Origin of the sequence: Nocardia sp. Root136 (genome assembly GCF_001427185.1) — a bacterium.
Classification (GTDB): domain Bacteria; phylum Actinomycetota; class Actinomycetes; order Mycobacteriales; family Mycobacteriaceae; genus Nocardia; species Nocardia salmonicida.
In genome coordinates, this window is sequence record NZ_LMFE01000001.1 from 776,094 (window position 1) to 791,218 (window position 15,125).

The window sequence follows — 15,125 nt, forward strand, 5'->3', positions numbered from 1 at the left end:
GTCAGACGTTCCTTTCGATCTCGGCGGTCTTGCCCGTCAGATCGCCCGCCCTGGTGGTGTCACATGTTTCGAAGGTGTCGGCGGCGGTGCGGAGTTTGCCCGGCATCTCCGCGCTGAGGGTCTCGAGCTGCGCCAGTGCCTCGGTGATCTCGTCGTGGAGCGCGTTCAGGGTGCTCACCGCGTACGGCTTCACGAGCAGGCCGTAGCCGTCGTCGGCATGGGCGAGATAGTTGGCCGCCTCGAGCGCCTTGGCGACCCCGCCGGACACGCCGTCCACCGAGCAGGCTTGCGCCCTGATCGCATCCAGATTCACATTCACCAGACTGGTCACGCAGAATCCCTCCTCCGGCGAACTCGGGCGAGTCCGCAGCTCTCGATCTAGTTGGACGCGCCCCGACCCCGTTCGGTTCCCTCGGATGTGTGCCGGGTTGTCGCGGTGGCTACTGCAACCAGGATTTGCGCTGGTAGAACAAGTCCTCGTCGGTCGGCTCCTCGGGCGCCACCACCCGGTCACGGTCGGGTTTACGGGTCGCGGGAGCGTCGGGCTCGGACGGCCACGGCGTCGCGGGGGCGGCCGGTGCGGTGGGCGGGGGCGGCGGCGGGACCGGTGCCGACGAGGTCGGGTCGAGGTCGGGGAACCGATCGCTGTACTGGCCGACGATGGCCTCCCCTGCCTCGTCGGTGCCTACCGTCTCGTGGACCAAGCCGGTGACCTGGTCACGCAAGCGCGCCTGGGCACGGTGCGTGCAGGCCATGAGCTCGGTCGCCACGGCGGTGGGATCCATGCCGCGCACCGCGGCGGCCAGGGTGATGGCGGTAGTCGATCCGTTGGCGTCCACGGTGACGCTGATCCGGCCGTCGGCCGAGGTATCGGTGACGCTCACCGAGGTCATCTTGGCGTGCAGCTCCTGGTAGCGCTGCGCTTTCTGTTCCAGGTCCTCCGCCCAGCGCGAGAGCTCCGCGGCGGCGTTGTTCAGGTCGTCCATGCTGTGTTTTCCCCTCCCGCCGGATCCCCGGCGCTCTGCGGCGGAAGGCGTGCCGACACCCCCGCTCGGATCGCGACGAGCCTAGCCCACCCCGGCGCCGGTTCAGAAAAGGAAGTAGCGCTGGGCCATCGGGAGTTCGGTGGCGGGTTGTTCGGCCCAGACTTCGCCGTCGATGCGGACGGTGAAGGTGTCGGGGTCTACTTCGATGCGGGGCATGGCGTCGTTGTGTGGCATGTCGGCCTTGGTGACGCGGCGAGCGTTCTTGACCGGCACCAGCTTTCGGCGCACGTTCAAGCGGTTCGCGAGGCCGTCGTCGATGGCCTGCTCGGAGACGAAGTGCAGCGAGGTGGCCGCGGCGGCGGGGGCCGCGGCGCCGAACATGGGGCGCGGAAGTACCGGCTGCGGGGTGGGGATCGAGGCGTTGGCGTCGCCCATCGCGGCCCAGGCGATCATGCCGCCCTTGAGGACGGCGTGCGGGCGGACGCCGAAGAACGCGGGCTCCCACAGCACCAGATCGGCGAGTTTGCCGACTTCGATCGAACCGATCTCGTCGTCGAGCCCGTGCGAAACCGCCGGGCAGATCGTGTATTTGGCGATGTAGCGCTGCACGCGGGCATTGTCGGCCGCGCCGTCGCCGGGCAGGGCGCCGCGGCGGCGCTTCATCACGTGGGCGGTCTGCCAGGTGCGCATCACCACCTCGCCGATGCGGCCCATCGCCTGGGAGTCCGAGCCGATCATGGAGATGGCGCCGAGGTCGTGCAGGAGGTCTTCGGCGGCGATGGTGGACGGGCGGATCCGTGATTCGGCGAAGGCCAGGTCCTCGGGGATCGACGGACTCAGGTGGTGACACACCATCAGCATGTCGAGGTGCTCGTCGAGGGTGTTGACGGTGTGCGGCCTGGTGGGGTTGGTGGAGCTGGGCAGCACGTTCAGATGTGAAGCGACAGTGATGATGTCGGGCGCGTGGCCGCCGCCCGCACCCTCGGTGTGGTAGGCGTGGATGCCGCGGCCCGCGATGGCGGCGAGGGTGTCCTCGACGAAGCCCGCCTCGTTCAGCGTGTCCGAGTGCAGCGCCACCTGCACGCCCGCCGCATCGGCGACAGTGAGGCAGGCATCGATCGCGGCAGGGGTGGAACCCCAGTCCTCGTGCAGCTTGAAACCCGATGCGCCGCCGCGCAATTGCTCCCACATCGATTCGTGGCTGACCGTGTTGCCCTTGCCGAGCAGCACGATGTTCATCGGCCAGTGATCCAATGATTCCAGCATCCGCGCCAGATGCCAGGAGCCCGGCGTGACGGTGGTGGCCTTGGAACCCTCGGCGGGGCCGGTGCCGCCGCCGATGAGGGTGGTGATGCCGCCGCCGAGCGCTTCGTCCATCAGCTGCGGGCAGATGAAGTGGACGTGGCAGTCGATGGCACCCGCCGTGAGAATGCGGCCGTTACCCGCGATGATCTCGGTCGACGGACCGACGACCAGGTCCCGGTGCACGCCCGACATCGTGTCGGGATTACCGGCCTTGCCGATGCCGCAGATCCGGCCGTCGCGGATGCCCACGTCGGCCTTGATGATGCCCCAGTGGTCGATGATGACGACACCGGTGATGACAGTGTCGGGGGCGCCGTCGGCACGAGTGGCGCGCGACTGACCCATCGACTCGCGCAGTACCTTGCCGCCGCCGAACACCGCTTCCTCACCGGCGAGACCCGGTCCGCCACTGCGGTCTTCGGTGATCTCGATGAGCAGGTCGGTGTCGGCCAGGCGAATACGGTCGCCGGTGGTCGGCCCGAACAGTTCGGCATAGCGGGCACGGCTCAGTTCGGTCATCGACTCTCTTCCGGACGTCGCGGTGAATTATCTGCATCCAACTGCCCCGGCGGGTTCATGCTGATGCCATGGACCTCACGGGTTCCGCCGAGCGGAACCAGCGAGATCCGCTGCGGCAGACCGGGTTCGAAACGCACCGCGGTGCCGGCCGGAATATCGAGCCGGTGCCCGTAGGCGGCCTCGCGGTCGAACTCCAGCGCGGCGTTGGACTGCGGGAAATGCACATGACTGCCCACCTGAACGGGACGGTCGCCGGTATTGACCACCTCGAGCTCGACGCGCACCGCGCCCGCGTTCAACTCGATCGTGCCCTCGGCACAGAGATATTCACCGGGAATCATGCGCGTCGCCTATCCGATCGGGTGGTGCACGGTGACGAGCTTGGTCCCATCGGGAAACGTCGCCTCGACCTGCACGTCGTGAATCATCTCGGGCACCCCGTCCATCACGTCCGCACGGGTGAGCACCGACCGCCCCGAAGACATCAGTTCCGCCACGGTCCGTCCGTCCCGCGCCCCCTCGAGCACATGATCGGTGATCAAGGCGATCGACTCGGGATGGTTCAGCTTCAGCCCCCGCGCCTGCCTCCGGCGCGCCAGCTCGGCCGCATAACTCAGCAGCAACCGTTCCTGCTCGTGCGGCGACAGGCGCATGCGTTCTCTCCTCGGCGGGTCGTGGTCGGTGAGCGACATTCTGGCATGTCCCGCGTCCACACGGCGACCGCCGCCGAGCACGACCGGGGACGACCCCGAGGTGGTTAACGAGATGTTAACGAAGGGCCCATCACTCGACCAGGAAGCGGCCGCGTCACCGACCGAGCGGCAATCGCGCCCGCTCCGCCGGACCCACGCCCCCGCGAATATCCGCTGGAATGCACCATCGCGCGCCCGTACCGTCGCATCCATGAACGAATGGACCGGCCTGCTCAACGTGGTCGATGTGGAAGCCACCTGCTGGGCCGGCGACCCACCGGCCGGGCAGACCAACGAGATCATCGAGATCGGGGTCACCGTGGTCGATCTCGCCACCCGAACCAGGGTGGGCAAACACGGGATCATCGTGCGGCCGACCCGGTCCACGGTGAGCGAATTCTGCACCGAGCTCACCACGCTCACCCAGGAGCAGGTCGATCAGGGTGTCGAGTTCGGCGAGGCGTGCCGTCTACTGGGGAGCGAGTTCGCGGCGGGCGCGCGGCCGTGGGCGAGCTGGGGCGACTACGACCGCAAGCAGTTCCGCACCCAGTGCGCGGCGACCGGCGTCGAGTACCCGTTCGGCCCCGAGCACACCAACGCCAAACAGGTGTTCGCCGAGTCCTACGACCTGCGTCGCCGCCCGGGCATGGACCACGCACTCCGAATCGCCGACATCCCTCTCGAAGGCACACACCACCGCGGCGACGACGACGCCTGGAATATCGGCGCGCTGGTCGTGGACGTACTCGGCCGTGGTGGGTGGCGGGTCACGACCGTCGACTGACGGGCAACCTCCCCCCTATTCGACGGGACTGCTATGCCGCGAGGTTCTGGAGGCGGACCTGGCCGCGGGCGACAGTGCGACCGTCGGCGTCGGTGATGACGACGACCCAGAGCTGCTGGCTACGGCCGCGGTGAATCGGGGTGGCCTCGCCGGTGAGGACGCCCTCACGGACGGCGCGCAAAAAGTCGGTGTTGTTGTTGACGCCGACGACCGATCCACGCTCACCGAACCAGACGCCGCCGCCGACGCTGGCGAGGGTTTCGATGATGGTGCAGTAGACGCCGCCGTTCTGGATACCGGCGGGCTGGTGCAGCTCGGGGCGCACCGTCCATTCACCGCGCACCCGGTCGGGGGTGACCTCGGTGTAGCGCAGGCCGATGAGGTCGGTAAAGGTGCCTTCGCTGGCCTTGGTCATCAACTCGGGGGTGACATCGGCCAGGGACAGGGGCGTTTCGCTCATACGGTCCGGTTTACACCATCCGAAAACCTGCGCGGCAGCCGGTAAGACGTAGCGGCGAGCTCCGCTCGAAAACGGAGCCCGCCGCGGCAGGATGGCGGAGTCGACCGCAGCCCTCGGGACCACCGGCTCATCCGTACGCCGAGATCATAGTAGGTCAGGCTTACCTAAGTAGTCAAGTTCCTGCCGTTCCGCGGCCGATGATTCGTCCGCGAATAACGCCACCGGGTCACCGAGTACGCCCGGCGCGCACCGTCACTGAAGAGTCGTCAGACCGCGCCGCGGTGCCACGAATCGATCCTCGGCATGTGACGCGCCGGTAGCCGCGCCCAGGGCTTGCTCAACACGATCGTAATACTCCATGATCGCTGTACCTCCTATGTTTCCGAGGCTTGTGTCGATGGTGAAAGCTCATGTTCTGGGCGTACGACGACCAGGGGTGGGCGCGGCGAGAGAGGCAAGATTTCGTGAGTAGTAGTCGTATTCCCCGGTGGGCCGTGCAGGCGGCGATGTGTGTGGCCGTGGTCGGGGCCGCGGTCGCAGCACCCGTACAGGCCGAACCACTGTGGCCCGGCGGGCCCGATGTGCCCGGCGTGCCCGCCATCGTTCCCGCGCCGCCGCCGGAGCCCGTGGTGGCACCGTGCAGCGAGAAAGCGCGTGCGTGCCTGCAACTGTCGACCAATAACGCGTGGTTGATGGACAACGGCAAGGTCACCTTCGGGCCCAGCCCGATGTCGCACGGCCGTCCCGGCTACGAAACGCCCCCCGGAGTGTTCAAGGTGGCGTTCAAGAAGCCGTTCCACTGGAGCACCCTGCACAACGCCCCCATGGAATACGCGGTCTTCTTCAACGGCGATATCGCCTATCACATCGGACCCACCGAGGAGCAGTCCCACGGCTGTATCCGTTTGACCCCGGAAGGCGCGAAGGCGCATTACGAGTGGCTGGAACCGGGCGACATCGTCGAAGTTGTTCCCTGAGTTCTGCTTCGAGGAAGGGGAGGCCGGCCATCGGCCTCCCCTTTTCGCGTCACCGAGGTGGTCAGGGCGTCGAAGAGCCAGAGCTGGGCGGCGCCGGTAGTGACGGCGGAACCGGTGAAAGTTGTTGTCAGATACCAATATCGGCGGATTCGGCGGTCTGCTCCCGCGGCGTCGGTGAGGAGTTGGCGGCGGAAGGTCGAGGTGTCGCGGCGGCCGCGGGCGGTGGCGTGGATGCCGACGTAGTGGTCGAGTTCCGCACCGGGCCGGGGCGGGCGGCCTGCGGCGACGAGAGGCGCGACGGCCACGCAGGCATCGGCTACGTCGAACAGTAGGCGGCGTTCGTCGCGGATTCCGGGGGTACCGCGGTGGCGGATGGTGTCGTACATGGCGGTGGCGACGTCTGGATTCACTACGGCGGCAATCAGTTCCGCGTAGGCGATGAGCTGTCCGGGGTGAGCGTCGACAGTCAGTTCTGGGACGTTCATGCTGAGGAATCCGTCGATGGCCGAGGTCGGTAGCGGCGCGAGTTGGCGGCGCCAGAACGCGACGAGCACGTCGTGGGCGGCACGCGGATCGACCACGGCGGCAAGCAGATTCAAGTGTTCGCCGTGCCTGTCAGGGGCCGCCGATTCGACGGCGCGCAGTAGCGCCCGGCGACGGTTCAGCGCGTCGAGCTCGTCGTCGACGGCGACCCGTTCGGCGGCGATCACCTCCGCGATCGACCGGGTGCCGTCCAGAACGTCTTCGATCGCCGCGAGTCCGATGCCGAAGGAACGCAACCGGCGCAACAGCACGAGCCGATCGACCGCACCGGGTTCGAACACCCGGTGACCGGTGGGCGAGCGCGCCGCATCCAGCAGGCCCGCGTCGCAGTAGTACCGGACCGTTCGCACCGCGACGCCGGTGCGGGCGGCTAGCTCGCCGATCGTCAGATATGTGATGTGAGTCACTTTCGCTGGCACCTCCACCTCGGTGGAACTCCTACGGTACCGACGACGCCCACGCGAAGGAGACTCGACGATGACCGGACACGACACGATGAACGACACGATCTGGCAGGCGGTGGCCGAGGAGCGCACCACCCTGGTCGCCTTGCTGCGCGAGCTGCCCGAATCGGCGTGGGACGCCGAGACATTGTGCGAGGGGTGGCGCGTTCGCGACGTCGTGGCCCATCTCGTGTTGGCCACCCGGGTCACGATCGCCTCCCTGGTGGTGAACCTGATCCGCGCTCGCGGCAATACCGACCGTCTCATCCACGACACCGCCGTCCGGCTCGCCGATCGAACATCGACCGCAGAGTTGCTCGCCGAACTGCACGCCACGATCGACTCCAGAGTCATCCCGATCGGCACCACACCGATCGACCGGCTGATGGATCTGCTGGTACACGGGCAGGACATCGCCGTCCCGCTCGGAATCGAGCGGGTGATGCCGACAGCGGCGGCGCAGCTGTCGCTGGAGCGGGTCTGGACGATGGGGGGACCGTTTCACGCGCGGACTCGACTCACCGGATACGCCCTCGCCGCGACCGACACCGGATGGACGGCCGGTACGGGAACGACGGTCAGCGGAACGGCCGCCGAACTGCTCATGATCGTCACCGGTCGCACCACTCCCGAAAACTAGCGGCCACTGAAATGCACTGCGGTGCAACCACACTCGGAACTGACACCAGTGATCCGCAGCACCGACAGGCGCTGCGGATCGCTGGTCCGGGACTCCCGCAGGAGGTCAGGCGGGGACGGTGCCACGCTCGGCGACACCATCGCCGATCGAGACATCCACTCCCTCTTCGGTTTCCGGAACTGTCGTGGCACCGGCCGGGATCCGGCGCAGCAGCGCCACCGCCAGCACCGCACCCGCCGCGGAGAGCACCGCGGCAGTCCAGGCCGCGGCGTTGAGGCCGTTGGTGAACGCCTCCCGGCCCGCGGCCACGACGGACTCGGCGACCTCGGCGGGCAGGGACTCGGCCGAACTCAGTGCGCCGGGCAGGGTTTCCGCGGCAGCGCCCGCCTCACCCGACATTCCGGCGCGGTAGACCGCCGCGCCCATACTGCCGAGCAGGGCGACACCCAGCGCCACACCCAGATCGCTGGCGGTGCTGTCCACCGCCGACGCCGCGCCCGCCTTCTCCGCGGGTGCCGCACCGATGACCAGGCCGGGGATCAACGCCATGGCCGGGGCGATGCCCGGGTACAGGATGTAGAAGCCGACGATGAGCAGCGGCAACCCCGCCACACTCTCGACCTGGGTGAGTGCCAGGTAGCCGACGGTCGACAGCGCGAGCCCCGCGGCGATGACATACGCGGGACGGACACGACGAGCGATGGCCGGGGTCACGGTGGAGACGATGACCAGCGCGATCGCGGCGGGCAGGATCCACAGTCCGGCCTGCAGCGGCGACTGCGCGGCGACCAACTGCAGGTACTGGGTGAACAGCAGATACACCCCGCCCAGCGCGATGGCGGCGAGCATGTACACGCCGAGTGAGCCGCTGAAGGTCCGGTTCGCGAACAGCCGCACATCGAGCAGCGGGTCCGACAGTCGCAGCTGCCTGCGCACGAAGACCACCGCGAACACCACACCGGCGAGCACGGTGAGCACCGGTTCGGCGGCGAATCCGGTCTCGGCCAGCTTCTTCACGCCGTAGACGAACGGCAGCAGCGCGGCCAGCGACAAGGCGACGCTGATCGGGTCGAGCCGACCCGCCTCGGGCGCCCGGTATTCCGGAATCAGCACCGGCACCGCGAGCACGACGAGCGCCATCACCGGCACGCCGATCAGCATCGACGCACCCCACCACAGCGAGTCGAGCAGCAGACCGCCGAGCAGTGGGCCCAGCGCCACACCGGCCGACACCGATGCCGCCCACAGACCGATGGCGGTGGCGCGCTGCCGGTCGTCGCGGAACATCGTGGTGATCAGCGACAACGTGGCAGGCATGACGGCGGCCGCGCCGAGACCCATCAGCGCACGCGCCGCGATCAGCAGGTCGGGGCCGGGAGCGAACGCGGCAAGGACCGAGGCGACGCCGAACAGCGCGGCACCGGCCAGCAGCAGCCTGCGACGGCCGAGCCGGTCACCGAGGGTGCCCATGGTGACGAGGAACCCCGCCATCACGAACCCGTAGATGTCGTTGATCCACAACAGCTGGCCGCTACTGGGCGACAGGTCGGCCGCGATATAGGGGGTGGCCAGGAACAGCACGGTCATGCTGAGGAACAGCAGCACCGTCGGCAGGAGCAGGACCGCAAGTCCCAGCCATTGGCGGGTACCTGCCCGCTCGGGGATATCGGTGAACGCGGACATCAGGAGTTTCCCTTCGAGGAGGATTCGAACTGGGACCGACAGTGCCGGGCCACACTTCGGGAACCCTTCGGGCCGACTCCAGGCGACCTCGAGCTGCCGTCGCCACGGCAGCGTGTTTCGGGGCTCGACGCAGCCCGATGCCGCGCATCGCCGAACCCGTACCGGGGCCGTTTAGGGTGGGTGACATGCGTTTCGGAGTGCTCGGTCCGTTGGCGGTCTGGACCGACGAGGGACAAGTCGTCCGGGTTCCAGAACTCAAGGTGAGGGTCCTGCTCGGCGCGCTGTTGGTGGAACCGGGTCGGATCGTGCCCGCCGACCGGCTCGTCGAGGATCTGTGGGGTACGGCGTTGCCCGCCAACCCGGCAGGTTCGCTGCAGACTCGGGCCTCACAGTTGCGCCGTGTCCTCGGCGACGCCGAAGCGGGCGGGCGGGAGTTGCTGGTGTCGCGCTCCCCCGGCTATCTCCTCGAGGTCGCCGAGGCCGCGGTGGACTCCCAGGTATTCCGGCAGTTGCTCCACCAGGCGCGCGCCGCCGACGATACTGCTACTCGCGCAGCGCTTCTCGCTGACGCACTGAGTTTATGGCGCGGAGAGGTGCTGTCCGACCTCGCCGATCACGACTTCGCGCGGATACCGATGCTGCGACTCGAGGAACAGCGACTCACGGCCCTCGAGGAACTCGCGCGAGCCCGGATCACGCTCGGCGAGCACGATCAGGTCGCCGACGAACTCGGTGAGCTCACCGCGCTCCATCCGCTGCGCGAACGGCTGCGCGCGGCCCACATGCTGGCGCTGTACCGGTCGGGCCGACACGGCGAGGCCCTGGATTCCTATCGGCGCCTGCGCGAACACCTCGCCGAGGAACTCGGTCTCGACCCGAGCCCCGAGCTCGCCGCCCTGCATCGCGCTGTGCTGGAACAGGATCCGTCCCTCGGTGCACCGGTTCGGCCCGCACCCGCGGCACGCGTGACACCGCGCCCCGCACTGCCGGTCCCCGTGACCTCGCTCATCGGGCGCGAAGACGACCTGGCCGCGATCGAGGCGCTGATCCGCGCCGAACGGCTGGTGACCCTCACCGGACCGGGCGGAGTGGGCAAGACCCGTCTCGCGTTGGCGACCGCGACCGCGCATTCCGCGCGCGACGGCGTCTTGTTCGTCGAGCTCGCCGGGCTGTGCCTCGGAGACGATCCGGACAGCGCGCTGACGACACTCACCGAGGTCGTGGCGGCCGCCTTCGAAGTCCGTGACGATTCCGCGGGTTCGAGCCCATTTCCTTTGCCCGACAACGGAACTCAAATCGCTCATCTCGCGGAGGCGGTGCGCGGCAAGCAACTGCTGCTCGTGCTGGACAACGGTGAGCACGTCGCCGACGCCGCCGCCACGGTGGTGTCACGGCTGCTGGCCGCCGCTCCCGACCTCCGGGTGCTGGTCACCAGTCAGGTGCCGCTGAACATCGCGGGCGAATACATCTGGCACGTGACACCGTTGGCCGTTCCCACCCCGGGCGACATGGAGTCAGCGGAAACATCTTCTGCCGCAAAGCTTTTCATCGAACGTGCTCGGTCGAGCGCACCCGGCTTCACTGTCACCGACGACAATGCCGCCGCGATCGCCACCATCGTCACCCGTCTCGACGGCCTCCCGCTGGCACTGGAACTGGCGGCGACCCGGGTCCGCGCACTCGGCGTGCATACCCTCGCCGACCGGATCGAGGACCGCTTCACCCTGCTGTCGTCCGGTTATCGGGACGCACCGGATCGGCAGCGCACCCTGCGTGCGGTGATCGATTGGAGCTGGGAACTCCTCGACGAGCCCGAACGTGCGGTGCTGCGGCGACTTTCGTCCCACGCCGACGGCGCCACGCTGGAGTCGGCCGAGGAGGTCTGCGCGGGTGGCGCCATCGCGGGTACCGAGGTCGCGGAGTTGCTGGCCCGCTTGGTCGATCGTTCCTTGATCATCACACCCGCCGCCGATGTCCGCCCGCGCTACCGCCTGCTGAAATCCATCGCCGCCTACGGTGCCGAACAGCTGCGCGACAGCGGCGAGGAATCCGCCACGCGGCTGCGCCATCTCGCCTACTACCTCGCGTTCGCCGAACGCGCCGACCAGCACCTGCGCACCGGAGACCAGCGTCGTTGGCTGTCGCGGCTCGACGCCGAATCCGCCGATCTGCGCCGGGCGCTCGACACCGCCCGTACCGCTGGCAGATCCGTGGATGCGCTGCGGCTGGTCAACGCGCTCGCCTGGTACTGGGTGATGCGGGGACGCCTCGCCGAGGGCATCCGTTCGCTGGGAACCGCCCTCGCGGTGCCCGGCGAGACCGACCCGGCCGCGCGACGGGTGGCGCTGCTGTGGCGCGATGCGCTCGAAGTCGGGGTCGGCCGCACCGTCGACACACTGCCTACCGTGACCGAACGACCGACACCGGCGGAACTGCGCGCCCGCTGGTATCTCGCGCACGTGTACTCCGGATTCGCCGCCCACCAGGGCATGGACGACCCGGCCGCCCTACGAAATGCCTTCGCCGACAATGCCGACGACTGGGGTGTCGCGGCGGCCTCGGTATCACTGGCCAGGGAGGCGTTCGCCCACGGCGACCTGACCGGACTGTGCGAGCACGCCGAACGGAGCCGGGATCTGTTCGCGAGGGTGGGTGATCGCTGGGGTCAGGCCATCGCGGGATTCCTGCTCGGCAGCCATGCCGAGGTGACCGGCGACCTCGATGCCGCCCGCGACTACCACCGGAGCTCGCTGGCCACCGCCGAAGAACTCGGCCTGTGGACCGAAGTCGGCGAGCGGCTCACCTCGCTCGGCCGGATCGCATTGCTGCGCGGCGAGCTCGACCGCAGCGCCGAGCTGCACGAGCGGGCCCGTCGGGTGGCGGTCGACCAGGGACACCTCGTCGGCGAGGAATCCGCGGTACTCGGGCTCGGCCTCGTCGCCCGGCGCCGCGGCGACCTGGCCGCGGCCCGCGAGTATCTGGGCACCTGGCTGGACTGGCATCTGCGAGCCGGGTCGCATTTCGGCGCCGCCCTGATCCTCGCCGAACTCGGCTTCACCGCCGAACTCGCCGGAGACTCCGACGAAGCCGAACAGCGCCATCTCCGCGGACTCGACTCCGCTCTGCGCACCGGCGATCCCCGGGCCCACGCGCTCGCGCTGGAGGGTCTCGCCGGAGCCCGTTCGCTCGCAGGGTATTCCGCGCACGCCGCCCAGCTGCTCGGAGCCGCCGACACACTCCGCCGGTCCACCGGCGCTCCACTACCCGAGGCCGAACACGGGGATGTCGACCGCATCGAGGAACGCATCGTCGCCGACATCGGCGCCGACCGGTACGCCACCGAACTCGACGCAGGCCGGACCGCCGACCCCCGGACGCTGCACGCCGAGCGGGCCCGAAGTCGATCCTGAGTCCGTCCGAAGGCCGTCGGCGCACGGTGAACCCATGACTCACACCGTGACCGACAGCCCCGATCCCTGGGTGACCGACCATGTCCGCGGCTACCTCGCCACCGACCTCGTCCTCACTACCCTCGGCCGCCGCACCGACGTCTACCGGCACCACGCCCGACCGGCCGCACAACCGATTCCGGTCGTCGTGCTCGAACGTCTCGAGGAGCAGCAGTGAGCAACCGCACCCGCGCCCACGTTCGCGCCTTCGCCGATCTCCAGCCCGATTTCGACGCCATCGTCGGCGCCGTCAACTACGCGACCATGACCACCGTCGACAACCTGGGCAGGCCGCGGTCGCGCGTCCTGATTCCGGTCTGGGAAACCGTCGCCGACCACCCGGTCGGTTGGCTCGGGACCTACCGCACCCCGGTGAAAGCGGCCCACATCGCGGGAAATCCGCACGTGACGTTCTCCTATTGGAGCCCGGCACAGAACACCGTCGCCGTCGACGCGGTCGCCGAATGGACCGACGATCCCGGCGAGCGAGCACATGTGTGGGACCTGTATCGGCACGGCAGTCCGCCCGGCGCGGGCTACGACCCAGCGCAGTTCTGGCAGGGACCCGACGACCCGTCGTTCCAGGTACTTCGCCTCGACCCGTGGCGGATCCAAGTGCTGCGGCGCCGGGATCTGGTCAGCGGAATTCCGGCCCGTATCTGGCGCGGCCGACCCGAGGAGCATTGACAGCGTCGCGGACCGGAAGAGTGAAACATCAGCTTGCCACACTTCCCCGGGGGAGATAAGTTACCGGCATCACATCCGATACCGCCGGTAATGACCACCCGAACAGGCTCGCAACACGATGAAGAACGTAATGCTCCGCGCGATCATCTCGGCCGTCTGTGCCGTGGCAGTCGCCTCGACGCCCGTCTTCGTAGACGCCACGGCATCGGCCGACCCCGGCGCGCGGTTGGTGAGCCGGACGCAGACCGACCGGGTCGCCGATATCAGCGTCTACTCCCCCGCGATGGATCGCACGATCGCGTTGCGGGTGCTGCGGCCGAGCGACACCTCGGCGCCCGCACCGACGTTGTATCTGCTCAACGGCGCGGGCGGCGGCGAGGATTCGGCCAATTGGCCGGGGCAGACCGATGCCGGCGGGTTCTTCGCCGACAAGCATGTCAATGTCGTCATCCCGATGGAAGGCGCGTTCAGTTATTACACCGACTGGCGACGCCCGGACGCGGGCCTGGCGAAGAACCTCGAGAACAACGGCAACAACATGTGGACGACGTTCCTCACCGAGGAACTGCCGCCCGTGATCGACGCGGCCTTCGGTACGAACGGCGTCAATTCCCTGGCCGGCATCTCGATGGCGGGAACCTCGGTCCTCGATCTCGCGATCCAGGCACCGGAGCTGTACCGCAGCGTCTCCGCCTACAGCGGCTGCGCGATGACCAGCGATCCGATCGGCCGAGCCTTCGTCTCCCTGGTGGTGCGAATGGGCGGCGGGAACACCGAGAACATGTGGGGTCCGGATAACGACACCGCATGGCGCGAGCACGATCCCTACGTGCAAGCCCATCGGTTGCCGAATATTCCGATCTACATCTCCGCGGGCAGCGGATTGCCGGGTCCACACGACACGCTGTCGAATCCGCGCGTGCACATCAGCGGCAAGAACCCGACGTCGATTCTGACGAATCAGATGCTCGTGGGCGGCGGCATCGAAGCCGCGACGGCCTATTGCACGGCGAATCTGGCACAGCGGACACGAGAACTCGGCCGCACGAACATCACCTACAACATCCGCCCGACCGGCACTCATTCCTGGGGCTATTGGGAGGACGACCTCCACGCCTCATGGCCGATGATGGCGACAGCCCTCGGCCTACCATGAAACCCTGGTGATCGCCTGTCCGAGTAGCGCTCTCGTCAGCGCTGCAGGCAACTGCTGCGGCGAACCGGGAGGCCGCGTTCCTCGAACGCGCCGAGCAGGAGTTGGCCACGCCGCGCCCCCGCGGACACGTCGGCGCGCGCCAGATCGGGGACGTAAGTCGCTGCGCCGATGATGGATTCACCGACCAGGGTCCAGAAACGGCGAGCGGGCAGACCGGAGCAGCGGGTGAGAACCGACTGCAACGGGATCAGCGAGGAGGCACAGCGGTGGGCGAGCCAGACCGCCATGGCGGCTTCGCAGGGGAAGGCGACCGCGCCGGGTTCGGGATCGCAGTCGACGACGCGAATCCCGGTGTCGGTCAACCCCGCCCAGTCGATGCCGCCGTCGTTGTCGTGGTGGATCCACAGGTTGTCGCGGCCGGGGTCCCAGGCCTGCGCGTCCATGACGAACAGGGCGGTGACCCGACCCGCTACGGCGTGGATGAGCGCGGTGGCCACCACTTCGGCGGCGATCTCGTCGTTGATCATTTCCGCGGCGTGACGTCGGTACATCAGTTCGACGCGGCCCTCCGAGAGCCCGTTGGGCACATGCCACCATCGCCGTTTGCCCTGCCCGCTCATCGCCGCGACGGCATACACGCGCGGATGCTCGGGTTGCAGCGATTGCAACCTGGCACAGGCGCGGTCGAACGCGGCGGTGGTGCGGGAAGTGGCGGTGGTGACGGGCTCGGACATCGAACCTCCTCGAACGTTGGTTCCCGTGACGATGATGTCTCGGAACATAGGTTAGGCTTACCAGACT

The 15,125-nt window shown here is 68.3% G+C and carries 16 protein-coding genes; 7 read left to right on the plus strand and 9 right to left on the minus strand.

From position 1 onward, the window contains the following. Position 1: 1 nt before the first annotated feature. The 5 genes from ASD42_RS34750 to ASD42_RS03755 form a co-directional block, all read right to left on the minus strand. Complete coding sequence (locus tag ASD42_RS34750; protein ID WP_056810165.1) at positions 2–331, minus strand: type VII secretion target; 330 nt, start codon at positions 329–331, stop codon at positions 2–4. Between the two features lie 109 nt (positions 332–440). Then, positions 441–986 carry a YbaB/EbfC family nucleoid-associated protein gene (locus ASD42_RS34240; RefSeq protein WP_056810167.1) on the minus strand — a complete coding sequence of 182 codons (546 nt, stop codon included), beginning with the start codon at positions 984–986 and terminating at the stop codon, positions 441–443. Between the two features lie 102 nt (positions 987–1,088). Beyond that, entirely contained in the window at positions 1,089–2,810 is a 1,722-nt protein-coding gene (locus ASD42_RS03745) for an urease subunit alpha (protein WP_056810170.1), read from the minus strand. Next, positions 2,807–3,151: an urease subunit beta gene (locus ASD42_RS03750; RefSeq protein WP_056810174.1), complete on the minus strand. Its 345-nt coding sequence runs from the start codon at positions 3,149–3,151 to the stop codon at positions 2,807–2,809. Before ASD42_RS03750 ends, ASD42_RS03745 begins: the two co-directional genes overlap by 4 nt. 9 nt (positions 3,152–3,160) lie before the next feature. After that, complete coding sequence (locus tag ASD42_RS03755; RefSeq protein WP_056810177.1) at positions 3,161–3,463, minus strand: urease subunit gamma; 303 nt, start codon at positions 3,461–3,463, stop codon at positions 3,161–3,163. 250 nt (positions 3,464–3,713) lie between these two features. Here ASD42_RS03755 and ASD42_RS03760 point away from each other — a divergent pair, with 250 nt between their 5' ends. Further along, a complete protein-coding gene (locus tag ASD42_RS03760) occupies positions 3,714–4,286 on the plus strand; it encodes a 3'-5' exonuclease (RefSeq protein WP_056810180.1) in 573 nt (190 codons plus the stop codon). Between the two features lie 31 nt (positions 4,287–4,317). Here ASD42_RS03760 and ASD42_RS03765 read toward each other — a convergent pair whose 3' ends face one another. Beyond that, on the minus strand, positions 4,318–4,701 hold the full coding sequence (locus tag ASD42_RS03765) for a PaaI family thioesterase (RefSeq protein WP_056815339.1): 384 nt from the start codon (positions 4,699–4,701) through the stop codon (positions 4,318–4,320). Between the two features lie 509 nt (positions 4,702–5,210). On the opposite strand from ASD42_RS03765, the gene ASD42_RS03770 reads away from it, so the two are divergent. Continuing rightward, positions 5,211–5,723: a L,D-transpeptidase gene (locus ASD42_RS03770; protein WP_235569300.1), complete on the plus strand. Its 513-nt coding sequence runs from the start codon at positions 5,211–5,213 to the stop codon at positions 5,721–5,723. Here ASD42_RS03770 and ASD42_RS03775 read toward each other — a convergent pair. Beyond that, positions 5,678–6,673: a MerR family transcriptional regulator gene (locus tag ASD42_RS03775; protein WP_200950370.1), complete on the minus strand. Its 996-nt coding sequence runs from the start codon at positions 6,671–6,673 to the stop codon at positions 5,678–5,680. The two genes, ASD42_RS03770 and ASD42_RS03775, sit on opposite strands and share 46 nt — an antisense overlap. 70 nt (positions 6,674–6,743) lie before the next feature. Here ASD42_RS03775 and ASD42_RS03780 point away from each other — a divergent pair, with 70 nt between their 5' ends. After that, entirely contained in the window at positions 6,744–7,349 is a 606-nt protein-coding gene (locus tag ASD42_RS03780; protein ID WP_056810185.1) for a maleylpyruvate isomerase family mycothiol-dependent enzyme, read from the plus strand. 105 nt (positions 7,350–7,454) lie between these two features. Here ASD42_RS03780 and ASD42_RS03785 read toward each other — a convergent pair whose 3' ends face one another. Continuing rightward, complete coding sequence (locus ASD42_RS03785) at positions 7,455–9,032, minus strand: MFS transporter (protein ID WP_056810189.1); 1,578 nt, start codon at positions 9,030–9,032, stop codon at positions 7,455–7,457. Between the two features lie 185 nt (positions 9,033–9,217). Between ASD42_RS03785 and ASD42_RS03790 the strand changes: the two genes are divergently transcribed. From ASD42_RS03790 to ASD42_RS03805, 4 genes are all read left to right on the plus strand, one after another. After that, positions 9,218–12,442, plus strand: a complete 3,225-nt coding sequence (locus ASD42_RS03790) for an AfsR/SARP family transcriptional regulator (protein ID WP_200950371.1) — start codon at positions 9,218–9,220, stop codon at positions 12,440–12,442. Positions 12,443–12,476: 34 nt separating this feature from the next. Then, positions 12,477–12,659, plus strand: a complete 183-nt coding sequence (locus tag ASD42_RS03795) for a hypothetical protein (protein WP_056810192.1) — start codon at positions 12,477–12,479, stop codon at positions 12,657–12,659. Next, complete coding sequence (locus ASD42_RS03800) at positions 12,656–13,168, plus strand: pyridoxamine 5'-phosphate oxidase family protein (RefSeq protein ID WP_056810195.1); 513 nt, start codon at positions 12,656–12,658, stop codon at positions 13,166–13,168. Before ASD42_RS03795 ends, ASD42_RS03800 begins: the two co-directional genes overlap by 4 nt. A 118-nt stretch (positions 13,169–13,286) precedes the next feature. Then, a complete protein-coding gene (locus tag ASD42_RS03805) occupies positions 13,287–14,324 on the plus strand; it encodes an alpha/beta hydrolase (RefSeq protein ID WP_063893558.1) in 1,038 nt (345 codons plus the stop codon). A gap of 35 nt (positions 14,325–14,359) precedes the next feature. Here the strand turns inward: ASD42_RS03805 and ASD42_RS03810 are convergent, their stop codons facing one another. Beyond that, complete coding sequence (locus tag ASD42_RS03810) at positions 14,360–15,058, minus strand: hypothetical protein (protein WP_056815345.1); 699 nt, start codon at positions 15,056–15,058, stop codon at positions 14,360–14,362. Between the last annotated feature and the right edge of the window lie 67 nt (positions 15,059–15,125).

Coding starts and splice junctions, on each gene's coding strand:
- ASD42_RS03780 (WP_056810185.1), top strand. CDS start 6,744: ATGACCGGACACGACACGATGAACGACACGATCTGGCAGGCGGTGGCC.
- ASD42_RS03805 (WP_063893558.1), top strand. CDS start 13,287: ATGAAGAACGTAATGCTCCGCGCGATCATCTCGGCCGTCTGTGCCGTG.
- ASD42_RS03810 (WP_056815345.1), bottom strand. CDS start 15,058: ATGTCCGAGCCCGTCACCACCGCCACTTCCCGCACCACCGCCGCGTTC.
- ASD42_RS34240 (WP_056810167.1), bottom strand. CDS start 986: ATGGACGACCTGAACAACGCCGCCGCGGAGCTCTCGCGCTGGGCGGAG.
- ASD42_RS03750 (WP_056810174.1), bottom strand. CDS start 3,151: ATGATTCCCGGTGAATATCTCTGTGCCGAGGGCACGATCGAGTTGAAC.
- ASD42_RS03745 (WP_056810170.1), bottom strand. CDS start 2,810: ATGACCGAACTGAGCCGTGCCCGCTATGCCGAACTGTTCGGGCCGACC.
- ASD42_RS03785 (WP_056810189.1), bottom strand. CDS start 9,032: ATGTCCGCGTTCACCGATATCCCCGAGCGGGCAGGTACCCGCCAATGG.
- ASD42_RS03795 (WP_056810192.1), top strand. CDS start 12,477: ATGACTCACACCGTGACCGACAGCCCCGATCCCTGGGTGACCGACCAT.
- ASD42_RS03755 (WP_056810177.1), bottom strand. CDS start 3,463: ATGCGCCTGTCGCCGCACGAGCAGGAACGGTTGCTGCTGAGTTATGCG.
- ASD42_RS03760 (WP_056810180.1), top strand. CDS start 3,714: ATGAACGAATGGACCGGCCTGCTCAACGTGGTCGATGTGGAAGCCACC.
- ASD42_RS03790 (WP_200950371.1), top strand. CDS start 9,218: ATGCGTTTCGGAGTGCTCGGTCCGTTGGCGGTCTGGACCGACGAGGGA.
- ASD42_RS03765 (WP_056815339.1), bottom strand. CDS start 4,701: ATGACCAAGGCCAGCGAAGGCACCTTTACCGACCTCATCGGCCTGCGC.